The following is a 22,850-nucleotide window of genomic DNA, read 5'->3' on the forward strand; positions in this document are numbered from 1 at the left end:
CGCATGCTGCGCCGTAGCCGCTGGCTCGGATGGGAACCGTTGTGGAGAGTGATCGATGGCGAGTGCGGTGGTGCTACTGAGCGGTGGGTTGGATTCGGCAACCGCGTTGGCGATCTGTCGCGAGGCTGGATTCGTCGCGCATGCGCTCTCGTTTCGCTATGGCCAACGCCACCTGGTCGAGTTGGACGCAGCGGCGCGCGTGGCCAAGGCGCTCGGCGTCGCCGAGCATCTGATCAGCGAGATCGACCTGCGGCGTTTCGGCGGCTCGGCGCTGACCGCCGAGATCGCGGTGCCGAAGGACCGTGATGCGCAAGCCATGGCCGAAGGCATCCCGATCACCTATGTGCCGGCGCGCAACACGGTGTTCCTGTCCTTTGCGCTGGCCTGGGCCGAGGTGCTCTCGGCCAACGATATCTTCATCGGCGTCAACGCGTTGGATTATTCGGGCTATCCAGATTGTCGCCCCGAGTATATCGCCGCCTTCGAGCGCATGGCCAATCTGGCCACCGCAGCGGGCGCCGAGGGCCGCCAACATCTGCGTATCCACGCGCCGTTGATGACCCTGACCAAGGCCGAGATCATCCGCCGTGGCAGCGCGCTCGGGGTCGATTATGGACTCACCAGCAGCTGCTACGATCCCGGCGCCGATGGCCGCCCCTGCGGCCACTGCGACTCCTGCCAGCTGCGGGCCAAGGGCTTTGCCGAGGCCGGGCTCGCCGATCCGCTGTGGCAGCGGTTCGCGGAGTCGGGCTGATGACCGAACGACTCTATTATCAAGCCGCCGCCTCGTTCGAGGCGGCGCGCCGCGTCGCCGTGCTGCCACAGGGGCATCGCGCGCGCCGCCTGCATGGTCATGGCTTCAAGGCGCGCGTCCTGGCCGAGCTGCCGCCCGCTTGGGGCGGTTTCGACGGCGCCGAAACCGAGGCCCTGGCTGCGGCATTGCGCGACAGCGTCGAGGCGCTGGATTACACCGATCTCAATGAACAACTGGCGGTGCCGACCGACGAGCATCTAGCGGCCTGGGTGCAACAGCAACTGGAGCACCGGCACGCGCTGCCAGGCATCGCCCAGGTCGGCATCCAGAGCACCGGCGAGCAGGGCGTCGAGCTGCGCCTTGGCGCCGATGACGCAGGCCCAAGGACGCGGCGCGCCCATGCCCATGTCTGGCGCCGATTCCGATTCGAGGCCGCGCATCGGTTGGTGAATGTGCCGCCCGACCATCCGTGCGGCCGCATGCATGGGCATGGGTTCGAGGTCATTCTGCATGCCGAGCAGGAACTGGCGCGGGAGTCGGATGCGCTTCCCGGCGCCGCCGCGCACATGGGCATCGATGACGACCAGCTCGGCGCGCTCTGGGCGCCGCTGCACGCCGAACTCGACCACTGTTGCCTGAACGATCTACCGGGGCTAGAGAATCCAACCAGCGAACTGCTTGCGGCTTGGATTTGGCGGCGTCTCAAGCCCAGACTGCCGGCGCTGTCCTTGGTCAGTGTGTACGAGACCGCCACCGCCGGCTGTCATTATGATGGCCAGGACTATCGTATCTGGAAGGAGATGCGCTTCGAGGGCGCGTTGCGCCTCGGACGGGCGCCGGTCGGTGATCCGCGCCGCCGTCTGCATGGGCATAGCTATCTGCTGCGCCTGCATCTCACAGCGCCCTTGGACGCGGTGCGCGGCTGGACCATCGATTACGGCGATGTGAAGGCGCTGTTCAAGCCGGTCTATGCGCAGCTCGATCATCATGAGCTGAACGGGCTGACGGGGCTTTCCGACCCCAGCACCGCGCGGCTCGCCTGCTGGATCCGCGAGGCCATCGCCGAGGCGCTGCCGCAAGCGGATCGGCTTGAACTCACCGAGCGGCCCGGTTGCGGGGTGTTGCTGTGCTGGGGGGCAAGCTGGGGCGCGCGCTGGGGGGCGAATGGGGAGACGATGCCTTCACAACAAGCGGCGCAACAAACGGCGGCGGTGCTACCGCTCTGAAGGCCAAGGCCGATGCCGTCCGTCTACCAGGTCAAGGAGGTCTTCTATACGCTGCAGGGCGAGGGCGCTCGCAGTGGTCGCGCTGCGGTGTTCTGTCGCTTTGCCGGCTGCAACCTCTGGTCAGGTCTGGAGCGCGATCGCGTAACCGCGCTTTGCGACTTCTGCGATACCGACTTCCGTGGTACCGATGGCCCCGGTGGTGGGCGCTTCGAGAGCGCTGAGGCACTCGCCGAGCAGATCCTGCGGCAGTGGCCAACGCGGGAGAAGGGGCGCGCCGATGGGGGGTATGTGGTCTGCACCGGTGGCGAGCCGCTGTTGCAACTGGATGCGGCGCTGATCGATGCCCTGCATGCGCGCGGGTTTGAGGTCGCGGTCGAGACCAACGGCACGCAACCGGCACCGCGCGGGATCGACTGGCTCTGCGTCAGCCCGAAGGCGGACGCGCCCTTGATGATCGAAACCGGCGATGAACTCAAGCTGATCTTCCCGCAGCCAGCGGCTCCACCGGAGCGTTTCGCCCAGCTCGACTTCGCCGAGTTCTTCCTGCAGCCGATGGACGGCCCAAGGTTGGCCGAGCATACCCAGCAGACGCTCGCCTACTGCCAGGCCCATCCGCAATGGCGGCTCGGCCTACAGCTGCATAAGTTACTCGGGATTCCCTAGCCGCGCACGCGGGACTAGCTGTCGCCACCTGCCGTGCTTGAAGGCTGCTTGGTCGCGGCCAGACTGGGTTCCGCGAGTTTGCCGGCCTTGGCCAAGGCCGTGCGTAGCTTGTCGCCGGTACCGGCGGGAACGAGGACGAGATGTGGGCCGCCTGGCAAGGTCTTGCCGCGCTTCAGGCCCGGATTCAATTGCTTGAGCTGAGTCACCGTGACCCCGCAGGCCTGTGCCGCTTGCGCGAGATCGATCTGTTGCCCTGCCTCGACGATCTCGAGGCGCGGCTGATTGGCGATCACCGGCATCTCCAGGCCATGCGTCTCGGGCTCACGCATCAGCGTGGCGATCGCGAGCAGCTTTGGCACATAGTGCTCGGTTTCGGCGGGCAGATTGAGCGACCAGAAATCGGTGGGTTTGCCAGCGGCTCGGTTCGCGCGCTGCGCGGCGCGCACGCGGCCAGGTCCGGCGTTGTAGCCGGCCAGCGCCAGCGCCCAGTCGCCATCGAACTCTTGGTTTAATTGCCGCAGATAGGCGATGGCCCCTCGGGTCGAGGCCAGGATGTCGTTGCGTCCGTCATACCAGCTATTCTGTTTCAGGCCCATCTCGACGCCGGTGTAGGGCATGAACTGCCACATTCCGGTCGCGCTTTTCGGCGAGATGGCATGCGGGTTGTAGCGGCTCTCGACCTCGGGCAGCAGGGCGAGTTCGGCGGGCAAGCCGTGGCGCTCTAATTCCTCAACGATCAGATGCAGATAAGGTCGCGCTCGGCGGGTCAGATCCGTGAGATAATCCGGGTTGCGCTTGAGGCTGTGCAGGGCGCGCTCGATCCGCGCATGCGGCGTCACGCCCAGGCTGTCTCCATACCGAACCCGATCCCAGAGGTCGTCGCCCGAACGCGCGAAGCGATGCCGCTGGCTGCTGCTTGTACCCTGCGCCCGGCCGATGACCCTGACATCGACGGCGGGTCTCACATAGCCATATTCACGGGCCGAGACGGAAAAGCTTTGCGGGAGGGTGCTGTCTTCACCGGTGGGCTGAGTCGCGCAGCCGCTCAGTAAAAGGATTAGGCTGGAGGCGGAATAGGCGAGCAGAGGGGTGCGGAGAGCACTTGGCATAAGAGATGACGCAGCAGCTGGAATGTGAAGATGATGCGCTTTGTTCTTATTTTGATGCGCTTAGCGGCCAAAATATACGGGAAACCCCGGAGGTGTGCCAGTCGTTCGCACCTTCACCTAGGGGCGAGCGTCCGATGAGATCCTGCTCACAGCAGGATGGCGAGCCGCTTGAGGTGCTCGCTAAGTGGTACAAGACGCCGATCGGCCGTCGGGTGGCATGCGCCGAGAGCGCTTGCGTCGAACGCATGATCGAGAACTCATTCGGCCACTTCTTGGTGCAGATCGGCTGTGGCGGGCAGTTCGGCGATGTGCTCGAGCGCAGCCGGATCCGGACCCGGGTGGTCCTCGGCGAGCAGCCTTACGCACAGGGGGGCGGTTCGCCACTGCGCGCGCGCCCGAGTGAATTGCCGCTTGCGGCGGCCAGTGTCGATGCAGTGCTTCTGCCGCACACTCTCGATTTCGTGGAGCACCCGCAACCCGTGCTGCGCGAGGCTGAGCGCGTCTTGATCCCGGAAGGGCGCATCTTGATCATCGGCTTCAATCCGTTGAGCGCCTGGGGGCTGATGCGCGGGGTCTTCCGCAAGCCGCGCGTTCCCTGGTGCGGTCATCAGTTGACGGCCTCCAGGCTCGGCGACTGGCTCGATCTGCTTGGTTTTCAGCTCGAGGTGCGCGAATGGCTACTGTTTCGGCCACCGCTGCGCTCAGCCTATCACAGCCGTCTCGAGGGGCTGGAGCAAGCGGGCGCGCGCTGGTGGCCGGTGTTTGGCGGTGTGTATGTGATTCGGGCCGTGAAGCGGGTGAGTCTGTCGACCCCCGTTCGCCAACGCTGGAAGCCTCGTCCGGCCTTTTTACCTGGAGGAGCCATGAAACCCACCGCTCGTGAGACGAACCATGCTCGATAGCCGTTCAGCAGAGGTTGCGGGCCAGCATCAAGCGCCCGCGCCAACACCGGAACCAACACAGGCGCCAACACCAACACCAGCGGTCGAGGTGTTCACCGACGGGGCCTGCAAGGGCAATCCGGGGCCGGGCGGCTGGGGAGCCTTGCTGCGCTATGGCGCACACGAGAAGGAGCTGTTTGGCGGTGAAGCGCAGACGACGAACAATCGCATGGAGCTGATGGCCGTGATCCAGGCCCTAGAGGCGCTCAAGCGCCAGAGTGAGGTCATCCTGACCGTCGACTCACGCTATGTGCGCGATGGCGTCGAGCGCTGGATGAAAGGCTGGAAGCGCAACGGCTGGATGACCAAACAGCGCACCCCGGTCAAGAACCAAGATCTCTGGCAACGCTTGGATCAGGCGCTCGCCGGCCATCGGGTGCGTTGGCACTGGGTGCGCGGGCATAGCGGGCATGCCGAGAACGAGCGTGCCGATCAGCTTGCCAACAAGGGCATTCCCAAGGGCCTTTCAAAGCGAGGCTGAGCCTCGTTGACGTGGGAGCAAACCGGATGCGACAACTGGTACTGGATACAGAAACCACCGGGCTCGAGCCGAGCGAGGGACATCGGATCATCGAGATCGGCTGCGTTGAGGTGATCGAGCGGCGGCTCACCAAGGCCAATTTCCACCATTATCTGCAACCGGATCGCGAGATCGATGCCGGCGCGGTCGCGGTGCATGGGATCTCGAATGCCTTCCTCGCGGATAAGCCGCGCTTTGCCGACATCGCCGAGGAACTCATCGCGTATCTTCGTGGCGCCGAGCTGGTGATCCATAACGCGGCCTTTGATATCGGCTTCCTCAATCACGAGTTGAGGCAGTGGCGCGCTGATGCGCCGCGCATCGAGGATCTCTGCACGGTCGTCGACACCCTGGGCTTGGCGCGCCAACGCCATCCAGGGCAGCGCAATAGCCTCGACGCCCTTTGTCGGCGCTACGAGATCGACAACGCGCGCCGGGATCTGCATGGGGCATTGCTCGATGCCGAGATCCTCGCCGATGTCTACTTGGCGATGACCGGTGGGCAGGTGGCACTGGCGCTCGGGAGTGACGCGAGTGGAGGTCAACAGGGCGCGCGCGCCGAAGCGGAGGCTCGCCCAAGGCGCCTACGAGCGGATAGGCCCGCGCTGCGCGTGGTGCGCGCGAGCGACTCGGAACTCGAGGCGCATCGCGATCGTCTGCAGGCGATTGGCACCGCGAGCGCCAGTGGCTGTGTCTGGCTGTCGCTGACCGACGAGAACGCGCGGACGGTGTCACGCACGGCCTGAACGCTGGCATTGGTGGGCGCTCGGCCCCTGGTGTGTGACGATCAGGCTAGGTCTTGTGCCCCGAGCCTCGGGGGCTCAATTCGAGCGTTGCTTATGCGTGCTGGAGGGCGCGGAGCCCGCCATCATCTCCAGCGCTGGGAGATTCAGCAGCTCGACATGTTTGCGGTCGACGCGCAGCAGTCCATCTTCCTGGAAACGGGTGAAAAGGCGGCTCACGGTCTCGACCGCCAAGCCGAGATAGCTGCCGATCTCATGGCGCGACATGCTCAGGTAGAAGTCGGTCGGCGAGAGGCCGCGCTTGCTCAAGCGGCTGGACATGCTGGTGAGGAAGGCCGCGAGCCGTTCCTCGGCGTTCTTCTTGCCGAGCAGCAGCAGCATGTCGGCATCCTGTCCGATCTCCTTACTCAGCAACCGATACATCTGGTGTTGCAGCGAGGGGATCGAGGTCGCTAGCTCCTCGAAGCGCTGGAAGGGCACCTCGCAGATGGCCGAGGTCTCAAGCACCTTGGCCGAGCAGGCATGGCAGGACTTGTCGATCGCATCAAGGCCGATGATCTCGCCAGGGAGATGGAAGCCGAGCACCTGCTCGCCGCCTTCCTCGCTCGGCGCGTAGGTCTTGACGGAGCCGGTCTTGACCACGTAGAGCGAGCGGAAGCGCTCGCCGCCACGAAACAGATGATCACCGCGATGAAGGGGCCGGGAGCGCTTGATGATCGAGTCGAGTCGCTCGACATCTTCCGGCGCCAAGCCCATCGGTAGACAGAGCTGCGACAGAGAGCAGTTCTTGCAGGCGACTCGGATCGTGTCGAACGAGATTACTTTTCGCTGAGTCAAGGCAAGGTTCCAGTGTGTGGTTTGGTTGTATTCTGCAACTCAAGTTGACATGCATCAAGCGTCAATATGATTTACATACACGCGTACTGCGCGATGAAATACGTGCTCCGAGGTCCGTCAGCCCGAAGGGCCCGCCCGTGAGGCCGAGAGGCGATGGATCGGGTTGTCCCGAGCGTGCTTTTCGATCGCGCGCGCCGGTGGCGGCCAACCGTCGCGTCTGGCTCGATGGAGTTTGGAGGGGGTTCAGACAACCTCGGAAAGGGAAGGTCGACCCGGCTTGGGGACCTTGGAGTGGTGCTCGCCCTGATACAAAAAAGCCGCGCCGAGGCGCGGCTTTAGGCAGCAGTCGTGGACCGTGCCTTACTTGGCTTCTTGAGCGGCCGGTGCGGCGGGAGCCATCGGAGCACCATAGGGCATGCCGTAAGGCGCGCCATAGCCGTAGGGGGCGCCGTAGCCGTAGCCCGGGTAGCCGCCACCATAGCCATACGGATGGCCATAGCCATAGCCGTTGCCGTAACCACGACCATAGCCATTTCCACGTCCGCGACCGTAGCCACGACCGCCACCGCTCATGCTCATGTTGAAGTCGCCGTAGCCGTCGCCGACCATGTCGCTGAACATGTCGCCCATACCGTCACCCCAGCCGTTGCCGTAGCCAGGGCCACCGTAGCCAGGACCCCCCCACCAAGCCTGAGCAGCGTTCATCGAGAAGGCCGCGCTCGTGGCGATGGCGGCGATACCCATAACCTTTGCAAACTTATTCATTTGGTGATGCTCCGAAGGGTGGTGAATCGATCCATCCCGGCTCGCACGGTATTCGAGTTTGGCCCCGCATCGAACCGAGTGGAGGTCCGTAGAGTAACGAACATCACCGAGTATACGTACCGACCGGGGACTTGTGAAGTGCGCGCTTGATCACGGTGCGAATTGTGAGGTTGGGGCCATTTTGCTACCTTGAGAGGGGTATCCTATCTGGACCCAAGTCGTCTGCCTGTTCAGGTCATGCCCAAGTATATTTTCGTTACCGGCGGCGTCGTCTCGTCGCTCGGCAAAGGTATTGCGTCCGCGTCCCTGGCCGCGCTGCTCGAAGCACGCGGTCTCAAGGTGACCATGATCAAACTCGACCCCTACATCAATGTCGATCCGGGCACCATGAGCCCGTTTCAGCATGGGGAGGTCTATGTCACCGATGATGGCGCCGAGACCGATCTCGATCTCGGTCACTACGAACGCTTCCTGCGCACCCGCATGGGGCGCAACAACAACTTCACCACCGGTCAGATCTACGAGAGCGTGATCCGCAAGGAGCGCCGCGGTGACTACCTCGGTCGCACCGTGCAGGTGATCCCGCACATCACCGATGAGATCAAGGATGCGATCCGGCTCGGCGCCTGTGATGCCGACATCGCCATCGTCGAGATCGGTGGCACCGTCGGCGACATCGAGTCGCTGCCGTTCCTCGAGGCGATCCGCCAGATGCGCGTCGAACTCGGGGTCGACAACGCGCTGTTCATGCATCTGACGCTGGTGCCCTTTATCCCAGCCGCCGGCGAGATCAAGACCAAGCCGACCCAGCACTCGGTCAAGGAGCTGCGCTCGATCGGTATCCAGCCCGACATCCTGCTCTGTCGGGCCGAACGCGATCTGCCCGACGAGGAGCGGCGTAAGATCGCGCTCTTCACCAATGTCCCCGAGCGCGCGGTGATCTCGGCCATCGACGCCGATCACATCTACCGCATCCCGATGCTGCTGCACGCCCAAGAGCTGGATGCGTTGGTAGTGCACCAGTTTCGACTCGAGGTGCCCGAGGCCGATCTCTCCGAATGGCAGCGTGTACTGGAAGGGCTCGAGCATCCGCGCGAGGCGGTGACTATCGGCATGGTCGGTAAGTACATGGGGCTGACCGAGGCCTACAAATCGCTCTCCGAGGCGTTGATCCACGCCGGCGTGCACACCCGAACCCGGGTCAAGATTCGCTACCTCGACGCCGAGGAGATCGAGACCCAAGGCCCCGGTTGCCTCGATGGACTGGATGCGGTGCTGGTGCCCGGCGGTTTCGGCGAGCGCGGGATCGAGGGCAAGATCGCTGCGGTCGGCTATGCGCGCAAGCAACGCATCCCCTACCTCGGCATCTGTCTCGGCATGCAGGTTGCCGTGATCGAGTACGCGCGCAATGTCGCCCGGCTCGAAGGCGCGCACAGCACCGAGTTCCTCGCCGACACACCGCATCCGGTGATTGCCTTGATCACCGAATGGCAGACCGAGCAGGGCCGACGCGAGACGCGCAGCGCGGACTCCGACAAGGGCGGCACCATGCGTCTCGGCGGACAACACTGCCGCCTGGAGCCGGGCAGTCTGGCGCGCGCGACCTATGGCACGCCACAGGTGCGTGAGCGCCATCGCCATCGTTACGAGTTCAATAATCGCTACTGTGATGCGATGAAGGATGCCGGCATGCGCTTCTCGGGCTGGTCGCTGGACTCGCGCCTGGTCGAGATCATCGAGATCCCGGACCATCCTTGGTTCGTCGGCTGCCAGTTCCACCCCGAGTTCACCTCGACGCCACGCGACGGCCACCCGCTGTTTCGCGGTTTCCTCGAGGCGGCCCTGGCCTATCAACAGCGGCAGGGGCGCCCGTCGGCCAAGCTGGACGAGCGCCCAGAGGAGGCGGACCCGGATGCGAACGTAGGGGAGAACCCCGCCGCGCAGTCAGAACTGCTGCGCGCCGAAGGGTCGCAGGAGCTGGTCTGATGCAGCTCTGTGGCACCGAGGTCGGCCTCGAGCATCCGCTGTTCTTGATCGCCGGGCCGTGCGTGATCGAGAGCGAGACACTGGCGCAGGACACGGCGGGGCAGCTCAAGGAGCTGACCGCTCGGTTGGGCATCCCCTTTATCTATAAATCGTCCTTCGACAAGGCCAATCGCTCCTCGATCGATGGCTTTCGCGGCCTCGGCGTCGAGGCCGGCCTCAGGATTCTGGAGGGGGTGCGCGAGCGCATCGGCGTCCGGGTGCTGACCGATGTGCACGAAGACACGCCGCTGGCCGAGGTCGCGGCGGTGGTCGATGTGCTGCAAACGCCTGCGTTCCTCTGTCGGCAGACCAACTTCATCCTTGCGGTGGCTGCGCAAGGGCTACCGGTCAACCTCAAGAAGGGCCAGTTCCTGGCACCTTGGGACATGCTGCGAGTGGTCGAGAAGGCGCGCTCGAGTGGCAATCAGCAGTTGATGGTGTGTGAGCGCGGAGCTAGCTTCGGGTATAACAACCTGGTCTCGGACATGCGCGCACTCGCCGTGCTGCGTGAGACCGGCTGCCCGGTGGTCTTCGATGCGACTCACTCGGTACAGCTGCCAGGCGGTCAGGGCCACAGTTCCGGCGGCCAGCGCGAGTTTGTGCCGGTGCTCGCTCGCGCGGCGGTCGCCGCTGGCGTGGCCGGCGTCTTTATGGAGACGCATCCCAATCCGGCTCAGGCGAAGAGCGATGGACCCAATGCCTGGCCCTTGCCTCTGATGGCTGAGCTGCTAGAGACCTTGATGGGGCTGGACCGCTTGGTCAAGGCCCAAGGGTTGGCGGAGCAGCGGCTCTAGCGTATCGGCAGCGCTTGAGTCACCGCTGACGTCACCATTGGCAAAAATTACCGAAAAGACCGACCATTTTGTGCTTGGAAAGAGGATTGAATCATGTCCGAGATCGTTGATGTCCGTGCCCGCGAGATCCTGGACTCGCGCGGCAATCCCACCGTCGAAGTCGATGTCATCACCGCCGAGGGCGCGCTCGGGCGCGCCGCAGTGCCATCCGGCGCTTCGACCGGCTCGCGCGAGGCGCTGGAGCTGCGCGATGGCGACAAATCCCGCTATGGCGGCAAAGGCGTACTGAACGCCTGCGCCCATGTCAACGGCGAGCTGCGGGACGCGGTCGCGGGCCTGGAAGTGACCGAGCAGGAGACGCTCGATCGCCACATGATCGAACTCGATGGTACCGAGAACAAGGCACGGCTTGGCGCCAATGCCATCCTCGGCGTGTCCATGGCTGCGGCCCATGCCGCCGCGCAGGAAAAGGCGGTTCCGCTCTATCAATCGCTGGGCACGGGGGACTATCGCCTGCCGGTACCGATGATGAACATCATCAATGGCGGCGAGCATGCTGATAATAGCGTCGATTTCCAGGAATTCATGATCCTGCCAGTCGGCGCGCCGAACCTGCGCGAGGCGGTGCGCTGGGGTGCCGAGGTGTTCCATGCACTCAAGGCCGTGCTCAACGGGCGCGGGCTGGCGACCGCCGTCGGTGACGAGGGCGGCTTCGCGCCGGATCTGCCCTCGAACGAGGCGGCGATCGAGGTCATCCTGGAGGCGATCGAGAAGGCCGGCTACAAGGCCGGTCAGGACATCTATCTCGGCATGGATGTCGCCGCCTCCGAGTTCTACCAAGATGGGCAGTACGATCTGAAGGGCGAGGGCCGCACGCTCGACGCCGCCGGCATGACCGATCTGCTGCTCGAGTGGGTCGGTCAGTATCCGATCATCAGCATCGAGGATGGCCTGGCCGAGGGCGATTGGGACGGCTGGAAGGACCACACCGAGCGCCTCGGCGGCAAGGTGCAACTGGTCGGTGATGACCTCTTCGTCACCAACACCAAGATCCTGCAGGAGGGCATCGACAAGGGCATCGCCAACTCGATCCTGATCAAGGTTAACCAAATCGGCTCGCTGACCGAGACCCTGGAGGCGATCCAGATGGCGCGGCAGGCGGGCTATACGGCTGTGGTCTCGCATCGCTCCGGCGAGACCGAGGATACGACCATTGCCGATCTGGTCGTCGCCGCCGCCACCGGTCAGATCAAGACCGGCTCGCTCTCGCGCACCGACCGGGTGGCCAAGTACAACCAACTGATGCGCATCGAGGATCAGCTCGCCGGCGCGGCCATCTATGCCGGTCGCGACGCCTTCAAGCAGTCGCTCTAGATCGTCGCTCGTCGATTGATGCTGGATTGATGCTGGCTCGCCACTGACTAGCCAAGAGGCGCTGATACGATGCGTTGGCTTGTTCTAACTTTGGCTGTGCTGCTCGGCGTGCTGCAGCTCCGGCTCTGGGTCGGTGACGGCAGCCTGGCCGAGCTGCACGCGCTGCGCGGGCTGATCGCCGAGACCGAAGCCGAGTTGGCGCGGATGCAGGCGCGCAACAGCGCGCTCGCGGCCGAGGTCGAGGATCTGAAGACCGGCCTCGATGCCATCGAGGAACGCGCGCGCAGCGAACTGGGCATGATCCAGAATGGCGAGGTTTTTTTGCAGGTGGTTGAAACGCCGTTGCCGCGGGAGTAATACATTCGGCTCCTAGACTGATCGTGGCCTGTCGTCCCAAGCTGAACGCGAAGAAGGGCGGTAGCCTTGATGTCAAAATGGATGCTGGACGCACACCGCTCCCGGCACCCTGTTCCGTGGCGCTTCATGCTTCTCTGGTGACCCCCTCAGGCCGTTGTCGAGGTCCAGCGCTCGAACCGCCGTCCATCGAAGTGAAAGATGACAAAATCCCCCCGTCCCGGATCTTGATCCCAGAATAACCCTAACACCAGACTCAGCGGCTCGCGGAAATAGGTGCTGCCGCTCTCGCGCTCGCTGTCCGCGATCGGTGGATCGAGGACCTCCAACACCACCGCCGGCGTGCCATAGGCCGGCACCCGGCGGTTCCTCAGCCCCGGCTTCCAGCACACCAGATCACCGGGCTTGAACGGCTGCTGTTGGTTCAGCTGCGCATAGCGCTCTAAAAGCACCGAGCCGAGATCGCCCTCCAGGTCACCTAGCAGATCATCCAGCGGCTGATCCTGCAGCAGGCTGTTCGGGGCCGCCTCATTGAGGCCGATGCGATTGAGCAGTTCGCGCGAGGAGAGGGAGCGGTCTTGACGGGACATGAGCAATACCTCGGTGTGGTTGGCTCTCCAGGATTTCAGGGGCATTAGACCGCATCGATACGACAGTCCTTGTCTCACCATCGCCTATATGACCCCCATGAGCGCCTATACTCCACCCATGAGCGCGACCCACCACGACCGCATCCAACGCCTGCGCCGGCTCGAGGACCTGTTGCCGAAGCCGGGCACCAAACCCGCCGACTGCCTCGACGGCGCCCGCCTGCTCGCGATCCTCGATCAGGCCTATGGAACCGCCAGTCCCGCGTCCCGGCGTCGGGCGCTGCAGCGCGATCTCGACGCCCTGGTCAAGGACGGGCGCATCGAGGCGGTCAATCCCGGCGGTAAGCCGCTGCGCTATCGGCGCCTTGACGACACCCTCGACGATGACGCAGGGGTTTGGGCATTCACGCTTTGCCAAGTGCATGACCTGATCGCCGAAGCGGTGCCCAAACGCCAGCTCGACCGGCTCTGGGAACGCCTGCTCTATGATCGCGACCGCCCCCTGCTGACCGATCAGCAACTGCGCGTGGTCCCCGACAGTCTGCGCCTGCGCCCGGTCGAACTCTACCCGCATGTGCTGCACGCGGTGATCACCGCGCTCGCCCAGCACTGCGGCTTGAAGGTGATCTACGAAAACGCGGCCGGTGAGCGCAGCACGCCGATCCTGCATCCGCAAGCCCTGGTGCAGCGGGGGCCGATTCCTTACCTGTTCGCCCTCAAGAACGACGAGGACCACCTGCGCTTCTATGCGCTGCATCGCTTCATTCGTGCCGAGCCCGAGCCGCAGATCCCCGCCCGCGCTGCGGCGAACTTCGATCTGGACCGTGCCTTGGCCGAGGGCAAGGTCGATTTTGGTCAGGGCCAGCAGATCACGCTGGTGATCCGCGTGCGCGGCTATCTGACCCAACTGCTGCTGGCCTGCCCGCTCAGTGATCAGCAGACCAGCGAGGACGAGCCAGAGGATTCCGACTTCGATCTGCGCATCCAGGCCCGCCTGCCGCAGACCGGACAACTGCTGCGCTGGCTGCTGGGGGCGGGCGATAAACTCGAAGTGCTGGAACCGGAGGAGTTGCGCCACGTCGTGGCCGAACAGGCTCGCAAGATGGCGGCCGTGTATCCGCCGGTACCGACTCAGGCACCGGTCGTTGCCATCTCGCCCGATGCCACAGACGATGCCTGAAACCAGCTACCGCCAGCCTGCCAAGCACGGGTAGCTGACCCTAACAGGGACTCAACAGGACTGCGTGCGACAAGGCCTGTCTGACGAATCAGGTCTGATAGCGGTCACGGCCATCGAGGTCGTTGATCGCAACCCGTCATCACAAGGAGTCCACGCATGCCCAACTATCTCTACCCCGAAGCCGCCCGCGCTTGGTCGCGTCGCGAACTGGCCGGCCTCCCGCTCCCAGAGGACATCCTCGAGGCACTCGAGATCCAACTCGCCCACTGGGCGCGCCAATGCGAGGACAACGCGCAGGTCATTCAGGCACTCCCCGACGGCGCACCCAACTGGGCGGTTGACCTCAACGCGCAAGGCCAGGCACTGCACCATTTCGTCCCCTCGGACGCGACCCGACAGACCCTGCACCAGGTGCTCGGGCTGGTGCGCGAAGCCCAGATCGTCGTCAACGACAGCGACCACGAAGCCCTCAAGCGCCGAGCGCGCAAGTTGCTCAAGAGTCTCACGCGGCGCCAGATCGGGGTGCCCGAGCTGCTCGCGCAACGCCAGCCCTGGTTGCTGGACCCGGCTCGACTGGAGGAGCTGCAAGCCACCGGCGATCTCGATGGCGGCGATCTGCCCAACACCCGGCATGGTCAATGGCGCGAGTGCGAGACCCTCAAGCAGGTCCACTGGGTCGGGGAGCGGCTCGGCAACTGTCTCGCCGATGACGACTATGACGAGGACTTCGAGGATCGCGCCAACAGCGGGCTGCGGCTGTTCTACCTGCATGATGATCTCGAGTTCACCGGCAAGGTCGTGGCCGCTGCCTCCTTCTACTTCGGTGAACTCGATGACTTTGAGGCCGAAGGGTCAGACCGATCCGCGCGCCAGGAGGCCGCCAGGCAGTACAAGGAGGATCTGCTCGACCTGCTCAACGACTGCGGGTTCGAGGTCAGTCCGCTCAATCGCCGCTCTGATCACCATCTCGGCGACCGCGGCGAGTTGATCGAGCGCGTCGGCATCTGCGGCCGAATCGATCTGAACGACTGCGAGTTCGCCGAGGCCGACGGGTTCCGATTCTGGTATCAGTGGTCTGAAAACGCTCTGATCGTTCGACCCTTAGCACGCAGCTTCGCCATCCAGATCGACATCGATTATGAGGCTGATCGCGGGTTCGTCATGGCCGACGATGAGGCGGGCTGCGACTGGCCTGCCGGTACCTACGGGCTGGTGTCGTTGCGCCGCCAGATCGATCCCGCCCTGATCGATGGGCCGGGGTTCGATCGACTCTGCCGAGCCCTCAGCCAAGCGGTTCAGGCCGATGAGCTGAGCCTCAACCTGACGTCTTTTCACGAGTTCGCCGATGATGGTTTCTACTGGCGTGACGGGCTGGAGAGCGCCATCACCACCCGTATGGGACGCTTGCTCGCGCATGGCGAGCGCGCCTGGTGGGTCACCGAGCCAGGTCGCCGCCTGGCCTATGTCTGGTACGACACCGAGGCCGATGACCGCCCCATCGATCCGACGCTGCGTGAGCGCATGCTCCGACAGGTCGCCGAGCGCTACGAACGCCCCGTGTTTTTCTGGAACGCCCTCGCGGATCTGGGCCTCGCCTATCCGGATCTGCATCACGATGTCGTCGGCGCGCCGGTCCTCGAGCCGACCATCCATCAGGGTCAGCGCGTCGACGCCGATCAGGGTTGGCGGGTACGCGGTCACTCCAAAGACCGTGTCTATGAGGTCCGCTCCCGCCCAGTCGACGACCACCAGCCGATGGCCAAGGACAGCGAACAATGGCTCTGTTGGCATCGTGACCATGGCCCCGTCGCCGGTCTGCTGGTGCGTCATCAAGGCCCTAGAAAGCGCTTGTTCTACATCCAAGCTCCTGGACATGACCCGCGTGGGCTGTCCCTACTCAAGCGCGCCATCGAGGTCGCCAAGCTGACGAATCAGTTCTCCGACTTCGTCACCGACCATCAGCTATTCCTGTTCGATCAGCCCCAGGAAGCCCTGCTGTTGACCAAGCGCGGTCGGCCGGTCGCCTCTGAGGAGCCGATCGGCACGACCGGATACCGACTTGGTGGCAGCCCGCGCCGACTCCTGGTCTTCGACGCGCAGGAGCGCCTGGTGCTGATCCTGCGGCTCACCAAGGACAAGCAACTGCGGGATGCTGGCCTGATCGGCGATCCACAGGCACTGCGGGCCGATTTGCCAGGGCTGCTGGCGGCGCTCGGCGTCACACCGAATGACAAGCTCGCCTGGATCGCTGATCATCTCGGTTATCGCGTCGTCGCCGGTGCCTTGCAACCGGTGCAGCCGCCACCGACCCTGGATGATCCGCGCGTGAGCTGGAGCATCACTGAGGATCAGGTCGAGATCTCCTTCGAGCCGGAGGATCGTGACCTCCTCAACGAGGCGCAGAACGAGGAGGATGCGCTCGGTAACAACCTTGGCGATCTGCAGATCAGCCTGCCGCCGGTGCGCATGACCCTGTGCAAGACCGGCGCACTGACGCTGGATGGCGCGATCCAGCCCGATGTCGATGATCCCGACTATGGCGTGCTGCAGGAGGCCGTGCGCCAGGCCGCCAGTTACCTCGCCGTCCAGTTGGAGCCTGAGATCGAGCGCCTGTTCGGCCTGCAACGCCAGCCCAATGGCCAGTACCGCCGTGTCGAGACCACGCCGCCACCAGCTGATTGGACCTTCATCGGAGACGGCGAGCAGGCGCGCTGGATGCTCGATGACGCCATTGCCGCCCCGACGGTCTGGTACCGCGACGGCAGCATCGGCTGTGCCGCCGAGGACTGCGAGCGGCTCATCGCCGCCTGCGAGAGTGTGCGGCAGTTTCTCGACTGGCGGAATACGCCGACGGAGGCATCATGAACCACTTAACCGTGCTTCCCTGTGCCGATTCACCCGTGCAGGCGACGCGATGCCGCGAGGCACTCGACCTGCCGCGTGCGCGGGCGGCGGCGCTCGGACACAGCGCCGTTGAGGCCATCAAGCAAGGGGTTTACCGCATCCGAGCCCGCAACCTCAATTCGCCTTGTCCGACCTATCCCCGGAGGCATCGGTATGCATATCTCGTTCTCGATCGATGACGACATCCTGCTGGCACTCAGGGAAAGAGCGCCTGAGTTCACCCGCGATCTGCGGTTCTTTGCCGCGCTGACCTGGTATCGCAAGGGCCGTCTTTCCCTGGGCAAGGCGGCGGAGCTTGCCGGCGATTCAAGGCTCGATTTCATCGAGCGCCTGAGGGTTGAGCAGGAACCGATCTTTGATTACGACGAGGATGAGATGGCGACGATCTTTGCCGATGTCAGCAAGCTTCCATGATCCTGGTCTCCAACACCACGCCGAGCATGTAAAAACAAAAATGTAGTAACATCTTGAGATGTACACCCGATTTGAATGGGATGCTGCAAAGGCCGAGAGCAATCTCAAGAAGCATCATCTGAGCTTCGCGACGGCCGTGCGTGTCTTTGCCGACCCATTCGCACTGGTCAGGCAAGAGCGGATCGAGGACGGAGAGTACCGTTGGCAAACCTTGGGCATCGTGGAGGGCAACCTGTTGCTCCTCGTCGCTCATACCCTGCGGGATGACGAGGACGGCAGTGAGGTGATCTGCATCAAGATTGGCTCCAAGACGCCTACTATAAAAGGTCTGGTCTTGCGGGTCTCAGAGTTCCAGTGAAGCAATCAGTGCCGCACGCAGTTCCGCAGTTTTTGTGGCAGACAAACATCCAACGAAATTGCTTAGAGCGCTTTTCGGCAAGCTGACCAACTCGTCACAATGTATGCTACTTTCGTGCTTTAGGCCACTTTCGGTTCCCAGTGGCACTTGCGTTTCGAGACCATGATAAGCGGAGTAGATCGGCGCACAGATCACCGTCGAGAACCTGGAGTCAATAAGCACTTGTCTGCTGACTACAACAAAGACTCTGGATTTCTTTGGGTCGCGTGCAGAAGGATGAGCAACACGATATAGTTCACCGCGCTTCACGGGATTTTCTGATAATCAAGTACGTCTATCGCTTCCCTGTTCAGTTCGTCAGCATGTTCGTTGATTAGATCAATGTCTGACTGTTCACTTTTGGGATGGGCTTGAAAATATTCTTTAAGAATTCTTTCTAGTAAGGCTGAGCGCTCATCCGGTTCAGGGGCTCTCCGGAATAGCTCGCCAGCGACTTCATCAGGAATGTTGATCGTAGCGTGCATGGTCTTTACCGGCAGCGTGTCGAGTCTTGTATTGCGCATTGTGGTTGTGGATCGCATTTTGTTGCGAGGATTTTCTTGCCCAACAAGTCATGAACTTGTTCAGCATAATCAGGCTCAGCACTCTGTGATCCGCAAACAAGCGACACCGACTGTGCGAGCCTGGTCGCCTGAGTGAGCCAATTTGGTTTCATCCCGTTACGTTAGCACAGGTCCAGCTGGGCTGGTTGCCGTCATGATATGCGCTCCACGTGGTGCTCTTGTGGCGTGAGGCGTAGAAACCTCCGCTGCCCATGAAGCCATGAGACCACAGGAATACGTCATTGATTGACGTATAACGCGGTCTCCCAAAGGAACGCGCTGCGGTGGCGCTCAGCTCAGCGCAACAGGATGATGGAGACATTATCCGGCGCGCCGGCCTCCAGCACGGCTTGCTGGTAGCGTCCGGCCAGGTCGACGAGGGTTGCATCGGGCGCGAACAAGGCCTGCATCGCGGATGGGTTGAGGCTGTCGTGCAATCCGTCGGTGCACAGCAGCCAGGTTGATCCTGCTGGCCAGACACCGCTCTGCCAGTGGATGGCGAAATCGTCCTCGGACTCGTCGCTGCTGATCATGTGCTCGAGGTCGTGGTAGAGCTGACCGACATCGTCGCCCGGGGCCAGCTCGCCGCGCTGCAGCATCGACTGATAATAGGTGTGGTCCATCGAGACCTGGGACCACTCCCCGTCCGCGCTGATGCAGTAGATGCGCGAATCCCCGACATTGAGCGCGCTGAAGCGACCCTCGCGCCACTGCAGCAGCGCGAGGGTGGTCGCGCTTCGGTTGAACGAAGCGCGCATCGATAGGCGACGGCACAGACGCGGATGGATAGAGCGTCGCAACGCGCGCGGGCCGATCCAGCCATCCTGGAGTTCCCGGCTGAGACCTGATGCGTCACGCTCAGCGCGCTCGGACGGAAGGTCTCGGAGGACTTCAAGCAACCTCTTGCTGGCGAGTTGAGGTTTGAAGCTGACGGCGACGCCATCGGCGACCGCGCAGACTCCAGCGCGTGGGTCGATGGATTCACTGGATGGCGACAGGTCCGCCTTTTGCGCGACCGCGCCGCCAGCCAAGACCGCGTCCTGCTGTGGCCGAGAAATCAGTCCCCGATGCTGAACGACCGCAAGGTCTCGGGGATGAGGGTTGTCAGGGTCACATTCTGAAGTCATCTCTGGTCGCGCGAACATCATCGTTGATTATCTCGGCCTCCAACGCCACGGCGAACCGGTGTGCGCTGCACACCATGGACGCACGGGTCACCTGCGCTCCGGTGCGGGTATCGACTACGGCTCAGGCGAGCCCCGAGTCCCAAGCCTCAAACCGCCGCCCATCGAAGTGAAAGGCGACGAAATCCCCGCGCCCCGGCTCGCGATCCCAGAACAGCCCCAGTACCAGAGTCAGCGGCTCGCGGAAATAGGTGCTGCCGCTCTCGGTCTCGCTGTCCGCGATTGGCGCATCGAGCACCTCGAGCACCACCGCTGGCGTCCCATAGGCGGGCACCCGCCGGTTCTTCAGCCCCGGCTTCCAGCACACCAGATCGCCGGGCTGGAAGCGGTGGGGCTGGTGGAGCAGTGTATAGCGCTCCTTCAGCACCGAGCCCAGATCCCCCTCAAGATCCTCCAGCAGATCATCGAGCGGCTGATCCTGAAGCAGGCTGTGCGGCGTCTCCTCATTGAGACCGATGCGATTGAGCAGTTCGCGTGAGGAGAGAGAACGGTCTTTGCGGCTCATGGGCGACACCTCGGTGTGGTTGGTTGACGAGGGCCATTGAACCGCACTTGTGCGACAATCCATGTCTCATCCCTTGACCGATACTCCACCCATGAGCGCGACCCACCACGACCGCATCCAACGCCTACGCCGGCTCGAGGCCCTGTTGCCGAAACCGGACACCAAACCTGCCGACTGCCTCGACGGCGCCCGCCTGCTCGAGATCCTCGATCAAGCCTATGGCACAGGCAGCCCCACCGCACGCCGCCGCGCACTGCAGCGCGACCTCGAGGCCTTGGTCAAGGATCAGCGCATCGAGATCGTCAATCCGGGCGGCAAGCCGCTGCGGTATCGGCGCATCAACGACACGCTCGACGATGATGCGCTGATCTGGGACTTCACTCTGCGCCAGGTGCGCGATCTCATCGCCGAGGTCGTGCCCAAACGCCAGCTCGACCGCCTCTGGGAGCGCCTGCTCTACGAGCGCGACCGCCCGCTGCTCAGCGATCAGCAACTGCGCGTGGTGCCCGATAGTCTGCGGCTGCGCCCGGTCGAACTCTACCCCGATGTCCTGCATGCCGTGATCAGCGCGCTCGCCCAGGGCTGCGCCCTGCAGGTGATCTACAAGAACGCGTCCGACGAGCGCAGCACGCCGATCCTGCATCCACAAGCCCTGGTGCAGCGCGGCCCCATCCCGTATCTCTTCGCGCTCAAGAACGACGAAGACCTGTTGCGCTTCTATGCGCTGCACCGCTTCATTCGTGCTGAGCCCAAGCCCCAGATGCCCGCCCGCGTTGCCGAAGACTTCGATCTGGACCGAGCCATGGCCGAGGGCAAAGTCGACTTCGGCCGCAGCCAAGTGATCGATCTGGTGATTCGCGTGCGTGGATATCTCACGCAGTTTTTGCTGGACTGCCCGCTCAGCGATGAGCAGACCAGCGAAGACGAACCCGAGGACTCCGGCTTCAAGCTGCGCATCCAGGCTCGATTGCCGCAGACCGGGCAACTGCTGCGCTGGCTGCTGGGGGCGGGCGACAAGCTCGACGTGCTGGAACCGAAGGAACTGCGCCACGTCGTGGCCGAGCAGGCGCGCAAGATGGCGGCGCTATATCCCTAGTGGCCGACTCTGTCGCACAACGTTGCTAAGCACGCCGGGATTCAGCATCTAGGCGTTGAGATCATCGATGACACCCAAACAGCGTGAAGCCCTGGCGGACTTGCAACATCGAATCGGCGACGCAGTTGACGCACTGGAACGGCTGCGTCGTAAAACGGACCGTATGCAGGCGCTCTTCCCCGCCCAGCAGACGGCGGACGACGACTTCAGCCCGGAGGACATCGATCGCCTGGTGTGATTGAATGCCCGTCTGGGATGGTTGCAAGCGGATCGATCAGGCGGTTTGCGCCTCGATGCGCGCTCGGATCGCCGATCCGGATGCCCCCTGGACGACTCCGAATAAGTGAGCAAAATTAGACTCTTGATCTACTGCTCTTGGGCTAGCTGAAGCAGATGGAACAGGGTATGATCAAGGCCGAAACAATAAAGGAAATGACTGTGAATATAGCACTCTTGTTAAAGCAGGTTTCGAGTATTAGTCGATACTATGAAAAGATCGAAAAAAATATGGGGGTCAAATTTAACATCTTTTCTATTACAAAAGTAGAACGTTACGAGGTTTCAACGCATTCAGCGATTTTGAGCGAACTGCTCAACCCAAACGGAAGTCATGGCCAAGGAACGATTTTCTTAAAAAGCTTTATTGAGACCGTTTGCGAAAAATTAAATTTTACAGAGTCGGACCTGAATAACGCAAAAGTATTCAAGGAAAAGCCTTACAATAACGGAAAAGAGCGCATAGACATTGCTATAGAACTCAAAAACCGGAATATCTTCATTGAAAATAAGATAGATGCAAGCGATGGTGATGGGCAGATACAAAGATATTGTGAGTTAGAAAAAAAGCTGGGCAAGGAAGTTTATGTGCTTTACTTGACAAGATATGGATCTGAAGCATCAGATGCAAGCCATAACGGTGCACAATATACGCCTATTTCATATAGTCACGATATTTCCAAATGGCTGGAGGATTGCATAAAAAGCGCAGCATTGATTCCAGTAGTTCGAGAGGCTATTGTTCAATACCTGTACTTGGTTAAAAAAATAACGGGGCTTGCTATGTCCGATGAATATAACAAAGAAATCGTCGAGCTGTTGCTGAAAGATGATAATATCAAATACGCACAGCAGGTTGCGAATTCAATCGCCGACGCAAAAGGCGAAATATTGTTTGAGTTTTTTAATAAGGTCTCGAGTGCACTTAAAGAAGAAAAATACCCATGCGTTGACATATCAGATGTGGCCAGGATTTACAATAAAGAAAAATGCAAAAAATGGTTCTATACAGGCAAGAGGAGCATCAAATATATTGGGTTTTTTGTTGATATAGGAATTACAGACACTTTATTTCACGTGCAAGTTGCAGATACATGGTTGCGTTACGGTTTTGTAAAAACCACTAACAGCAATAATGGAGTCTTTCTTTCGAAAGAGAAAAGGGAGGATTGTCAAAAAGGATTTGAGGTAAGCAATTGGGAGGCTATGAACTGGTGTTCAAAGCCACTATTTAATGTTCACTCGGACTGCGATAATCTGTTGCGTTTATTGAATAATGAATACATTGATGGGTTTATAAGTGAGTGCCTGCAGGATATTGATATGATTAAAATGGTAGTTTGATGTCGATCGAAACCGGCTTGCAAAGCAAAAAAGACAGTGGTTGATAGTGCATCCAACGGCATGGTAGATGCCGACACCTAATATCCAACAGCTTCGATCAGTCGAACGATAGACCGAATCCCCGCCAGTATCTGCGCCCGTGTCTTTAATCGTCTTTAGTCCGCAGTTCAGTCTGCGGATTAAGGACTTTCAGTCAGCATTCATACTATGGACTTAGTAGAAGTTCAGTCGCTAAACAGCGTCAGGCTCAGCAACCGCTCACCGTCGGCATAGCGGTTGTCCAAGGAAGGCG

Annotated in this window: 24 protein-coding genes and 1 pseudogene; 17 read left to right on the forward strand and 8 right to left on the reverse strand. The window is 61.9% G+C overall.

Going from position 1 to position 22,850, the window contains the following annotated elements:
• Positions 1–55: 55 nt before the first annotated feature.
• Genes queC through queE form a run of 3 tightly spaced genes read left to right on the forward strand, consistent with a single transcriptional unit; the run spans position 56 to position 2,643 of the window.
• Positions 56–754 (forward strand): 7-cyano-7-deazaguanine synthase QueC, encoded by a 699-nt coding sequence (queC, locus tag AC54T3_RS12920; protein ID WP_496625320.1) that lies wholly within the window; start codon positions 56–58, stop codon positions 752–754.
• On the forward strand, positions 754–1,980 hold the full coding sequence (locus AC54T3_RS12925) for a 6-pyruvoyl trahydropterin synthase family protein (protein ID WP_496625322.1): 1,227 nt from the start codon (positions 754–756) through the stop codon (positions 1,978–1,980). The genes queC and AC54T3_RS12925 overlap by 1 nt, the downstream gene beginning before the upstream one ends.
• A gap of 12 nt (positions 1,981–1,992) precedes the next feature.
• Entirely contained in the window at positions 1,993–2,643 is a 651-nt protein-coding gene (gene queE, locus AC54T3_RS12930) for a 7-carboxy-7-deazaguanine synthase (RefSeq protein WP_496625324.1), read from the forward strand.
• A 14-nt stretch (positions 2,644–2,657) separates the two neighbouring features.
• On the opposite strand, the gene AC54T3_RS12935 is transcribed toward queE, so the two are convergent.
• On the reverse strand, positions 2,658–3,752 hold the full coding sequence (locus AC54T3_RS12935) for a transglycosylase SLT domain-containing protein (RefSeq protein ID WP_496625326.1): 1,095 nt from the start codon (positions 3,750–3,752) through the stop codon (positions 2,658–2,660).
• A gap of 134 nt (positions 3,753–3,886) precedes the next feature.
• Between AC54T3_RS12935 and AC54T3_RS12940 the strand changes: the two genes are divergently transcribed.
• The 3 genes from AC54T3_RS12940 to dnaQ are packed head-to-tail and all read left to right on the forward strand — an operon-like array spanning position 3,887 to position 5,959.
• Positions 3,887–4,654: a methyltransferase domain-containing protein gene (locus AC54T3_RS12940; RefSeq protein WP_496625328.1), complete on the forward strand. Its 768-nt coding sequence runs from the start codon at positions 3,887–3,889 to the stop codon at positions 4,652–4,654.
• Positions 4,644–5,174: a ribonuclease HI gene (rnhA, locus tag AC54T3_RS12945; protein WP_496625330.1), complete on the forward strand. Its 531-nt coding sequence runs from the start codon at positions 4,644–4,646 to the stop codon at positions 5,172–5,174. The genes AC54T3_RS12940 and rnhA overlap by 11 nt, the downstream gene beginning before the upstream one ends.
• 26 nt (positions 5,175–5,200) lie before the next feature.
• Positions 5,201–5,959 (forward strand): DNA polymerase III subunit epsilon, encoded by a 759-nt coding sequence (gene dnaQ / locus AC54T3_RS12950; protein WP_496625332.1) that lies wholly within the window; start codon positions 5,201–5,203, stop codon positions 5,957–5,959.
• A 75-nt stretch (positions 5,960–6,034) separates the two neighbouring features.
• On the opposite strand, the gene fnr is transcribed toward dnaQ, so the two are convergent.
• Both fnr and AC54T3_RS12960 read right to left on the reverse strand, forming a co-directional pair.
• Positions 6,035–6,793 (reverse strand): fumarate/nitrate reduction transcriptional regulator Fnr, encoded by a 759-nt coding sequence (gene fnr / locus AC54T3_RS12955; RefSeq protein WP_496625333.1) that lies wholly within the window; start codon positions 6,791–6,793, stop codon positions 6,035–6,037.
• Positions 6,794–7,153: 360 nt separating this feature from the next.
• On the reverse strand, positions 7,154–7,558 hold the full coding sequence (locus AC54T3_RS12960; RefSeq protein WP_496625334.1) for a sulfur globule family protein: 405 nt from the start codon (positions 7,556–7,558) through the stop codon (positions 7,154–7,156).
• Positions 7,559–7,795: 237 nt separating this feature from the next.
• Here AC54T3_RS12960 and pyrG point away from each other — a divergent pair.
• The 4 genes and pseudogenes from pyrG to ftsB form a co-directional block, all read left to right on the forward strand.
• Positions 7,796–9,421: pseudogene (pyrG, locus tag AC54T3_RS12965) on the forward strand (CTP synthase); the annotation flags it as partial.
• 122 nt (positions 9,422–9,543) lie between these two features.
• Positions 9,544–10,377, forward strand: coding sequence for a 3-deoxy-8-phosphooctulonate synthase (kdsA, locus tag AC54T3_RS12970; RefSeq protein ID WP_496625336.1), 834 nt, complete (start codon positions 9,544–9,546; stop codon positions 10,375–10,377).
• Between the two features lie 93 nt (positions 10,378–10,470).
• The gene (gene eno / locus AC54T3_RS12975; RefSeq protein WP_496625338.1) at positions 10,471–11,751 is read left to right on the forward strand and encodes a phosphopyruvate hydratase; all 1,281 of its coding nucleotides are present in this window, start codon (positions 10,471–10,473) and stop codon (positions 11,749–11,751) included.
• A 69-nt stretch (positions 11,752–11,820) separates the two neighbouring features.
• Positions 11,821–12,108 carry a cell division protein FtsB gene (gene ftsB / locus AC54T3_RS12980; protein WP_496625340.1) on the forward strand — a complete coding sequence of 96 codons (288 nt, stop codon included), beginning with the start codon at positions 11,821–11,823 and terminating at the stop codon, positions 12,106–12,108.
• Positions 12,109–12,254: 146 nt separating this feature from the next.
• Here ftsB and AC54T3_RS12985 read toward each other — a convergent pair whose 3' ends face one another.
• Positions 12,255–12,695 (reverse strand): hypothetical protein, encoded by a 441-nt coding sequence (locus tag AC54T3_RS12985; RefSeq protein WP_496625342.1) that lies wholly within the window; start codon positions 12,693–12,695, stop codon positions 12,255–12,257.
• A 97-nt stretch (positions 12,696–12,792) separates the two neighbouring features.
• On the opposite strand from AC54T3_RS12985, the gene AC54T3_RS12990 reads away from it, so the two are divergent.
• From AC54T3_RS12990 to AC54T3_RS13005, 4 genes are all read left to right on the forward strand, one after another.
• Positions 12,793–13,875 (forward strand): helix-turn-helix transcriptional regulator, encoded by a 1,083-nt coding sequence (locus tag AC54T3_RS12990; protein WP_496625343.1) that lies wholly within the window; start codon positions 12,793–12,795, stop codon positions 13,873–13,875.
• 156 nt (positions 13,876–14,031) lie between these two features.
• Complete coding sequence (locus AC54T3_RS12995) at positions 14,032–16,740, forward strand: hypothetical protein (RefSeq protein ID WP_496625344.1); 2,709 nt, start codon at positions 14,032–14,034, stop codon at positions 16,738–16,740.
• Positions 16,741–16,932: 192 nt separating this feature from the next.
• Positions 16,933–17,193 carry a UPF0175 family protein gene (locus AC54T3_RS13000; protein WP_496625346.1) on the forward strand — a complete coding sequence of 87 codons (261 nt, stop codon included), beginning with the start codon at positions 16,933–16,935 and terminating at the stop codon, positions 17,191–17,193.
• Between the two features lie 58 nt (positions 17,194–17,251).
• Complete coding sequence (locus tag AC54T3_RS13005; RefSeq protein ID WP_496625347.1) at positions 17,252–17,551, forward strand: BrnT family toxin; 300 nt, start codon at positions 17,252–17,254, stop codon at positions 17,549–17,551.
• On the opposite strand, the gene AC54T3_RS13010 is transcribed toward AC54T3_RS13005, so the two are convergent.
• From AC54T3_RS13010 to AC54T3_RS13025, 4 genes are all read right to left on the reverse strand, one after another.
• A complete protein-coding gene (locus AC54T3_RS13010) occupies positions 17,537–17,860 on the reverse strand; it encodes a type II toxin-antitoxin system PemK/MazF family toxin (protein WP_496625349.1) in 324 nt (107 codons plus the stop codon). The genes AC54T3_RS13005 and AC54T3_RS13010 overlap by 15 nt on opposite strands.
• A complete protein-coding gene (locus AC54T3_RS13015; protein WP_496625351.1) occupies positions 17,857–18,075 on the reverse strand; it encodes a hypothetical protein in 219 nt (72 codons plus the stop codon). Before AC54T3_RS13015 ends, AC54T3_RS13010 begins: the two co-directional genes overlap by 4 nt.
• Before the next feature lie 374 nt (positions 18,076–18,449).
• Positions 18,450–19,301: a PP2C family protein-serine/threonine phosphatase gene (locus tag AC54T3_RS13020; protein WP_496625353.1), complete on the reverse strand. Its 852-nt coding sequence runs from the start codon at positions 19,299–19,301 to the stop codon at positions 18,450–18,452.
• Positions 19,302–19,401: 100 nt separating this feature from the next.
• The gene (locus tag AC54T3_RS13025; RefSeq protein ID WP_496625355.1) at positions 19,402–19,842 is read right to left on the reverse strand and encodes a hypothetical protein; all 441 of its coding nucleotides are present in this window, start codon (positions 19,840–19,842) and stop codon (positions 19,402–19,404) included.
• Positions 19,843–19,933: 91 nt separating this feature from the next.
• Between AC54T3_RS13025 and AC54T3_RS13030 the strand changes: the two genes are divergently transcribed.
• From AC54T3_RS13030 to AC54T3_RS13040, 3 genes are all read left to right on the forward strand, one after another.
• Positions 19,934–20,938: a helix-turn-helix transcriptional regulator gene (locus tag AC54T3_RS13030; protein ID WP_496625357.1), complete on the forward strand. Its 1,005-nt coding sequence runs from the start codon at positions 19,934–19,936 to the stop codon at positions 20,936–20,938.
• Between the two features lie 67 nt (positions 20,939–21,005).
• Positions 21,006–21,176, forward strand: a complete 171-nt coding sequence (locus tag AC54T3_RS13035) for a hypothetical protein (protein ID WP_496625359.1) — start codon at positions 21,006–21,008, stop codon at positions 21,174–21,176.
• Positions 21,177–21,343: 167 nt separating this feature from the next.
• Positions 21,344–22,558, forward strand: a complete 1,215-nt coding sequence (locus AC54T3_RS13040; RefSeq protein ID WP_496625360.1) for a PDDEXK-like family protein — start codon at positions 21,344–21,346, stop codon at positions 22,556–22,558.
• Positions 22,559–22,850 lie beyond the last annotated feature (292 nt).

Source organism: Halochromatium sp. NSM3 (assembly GCF_059621085.1).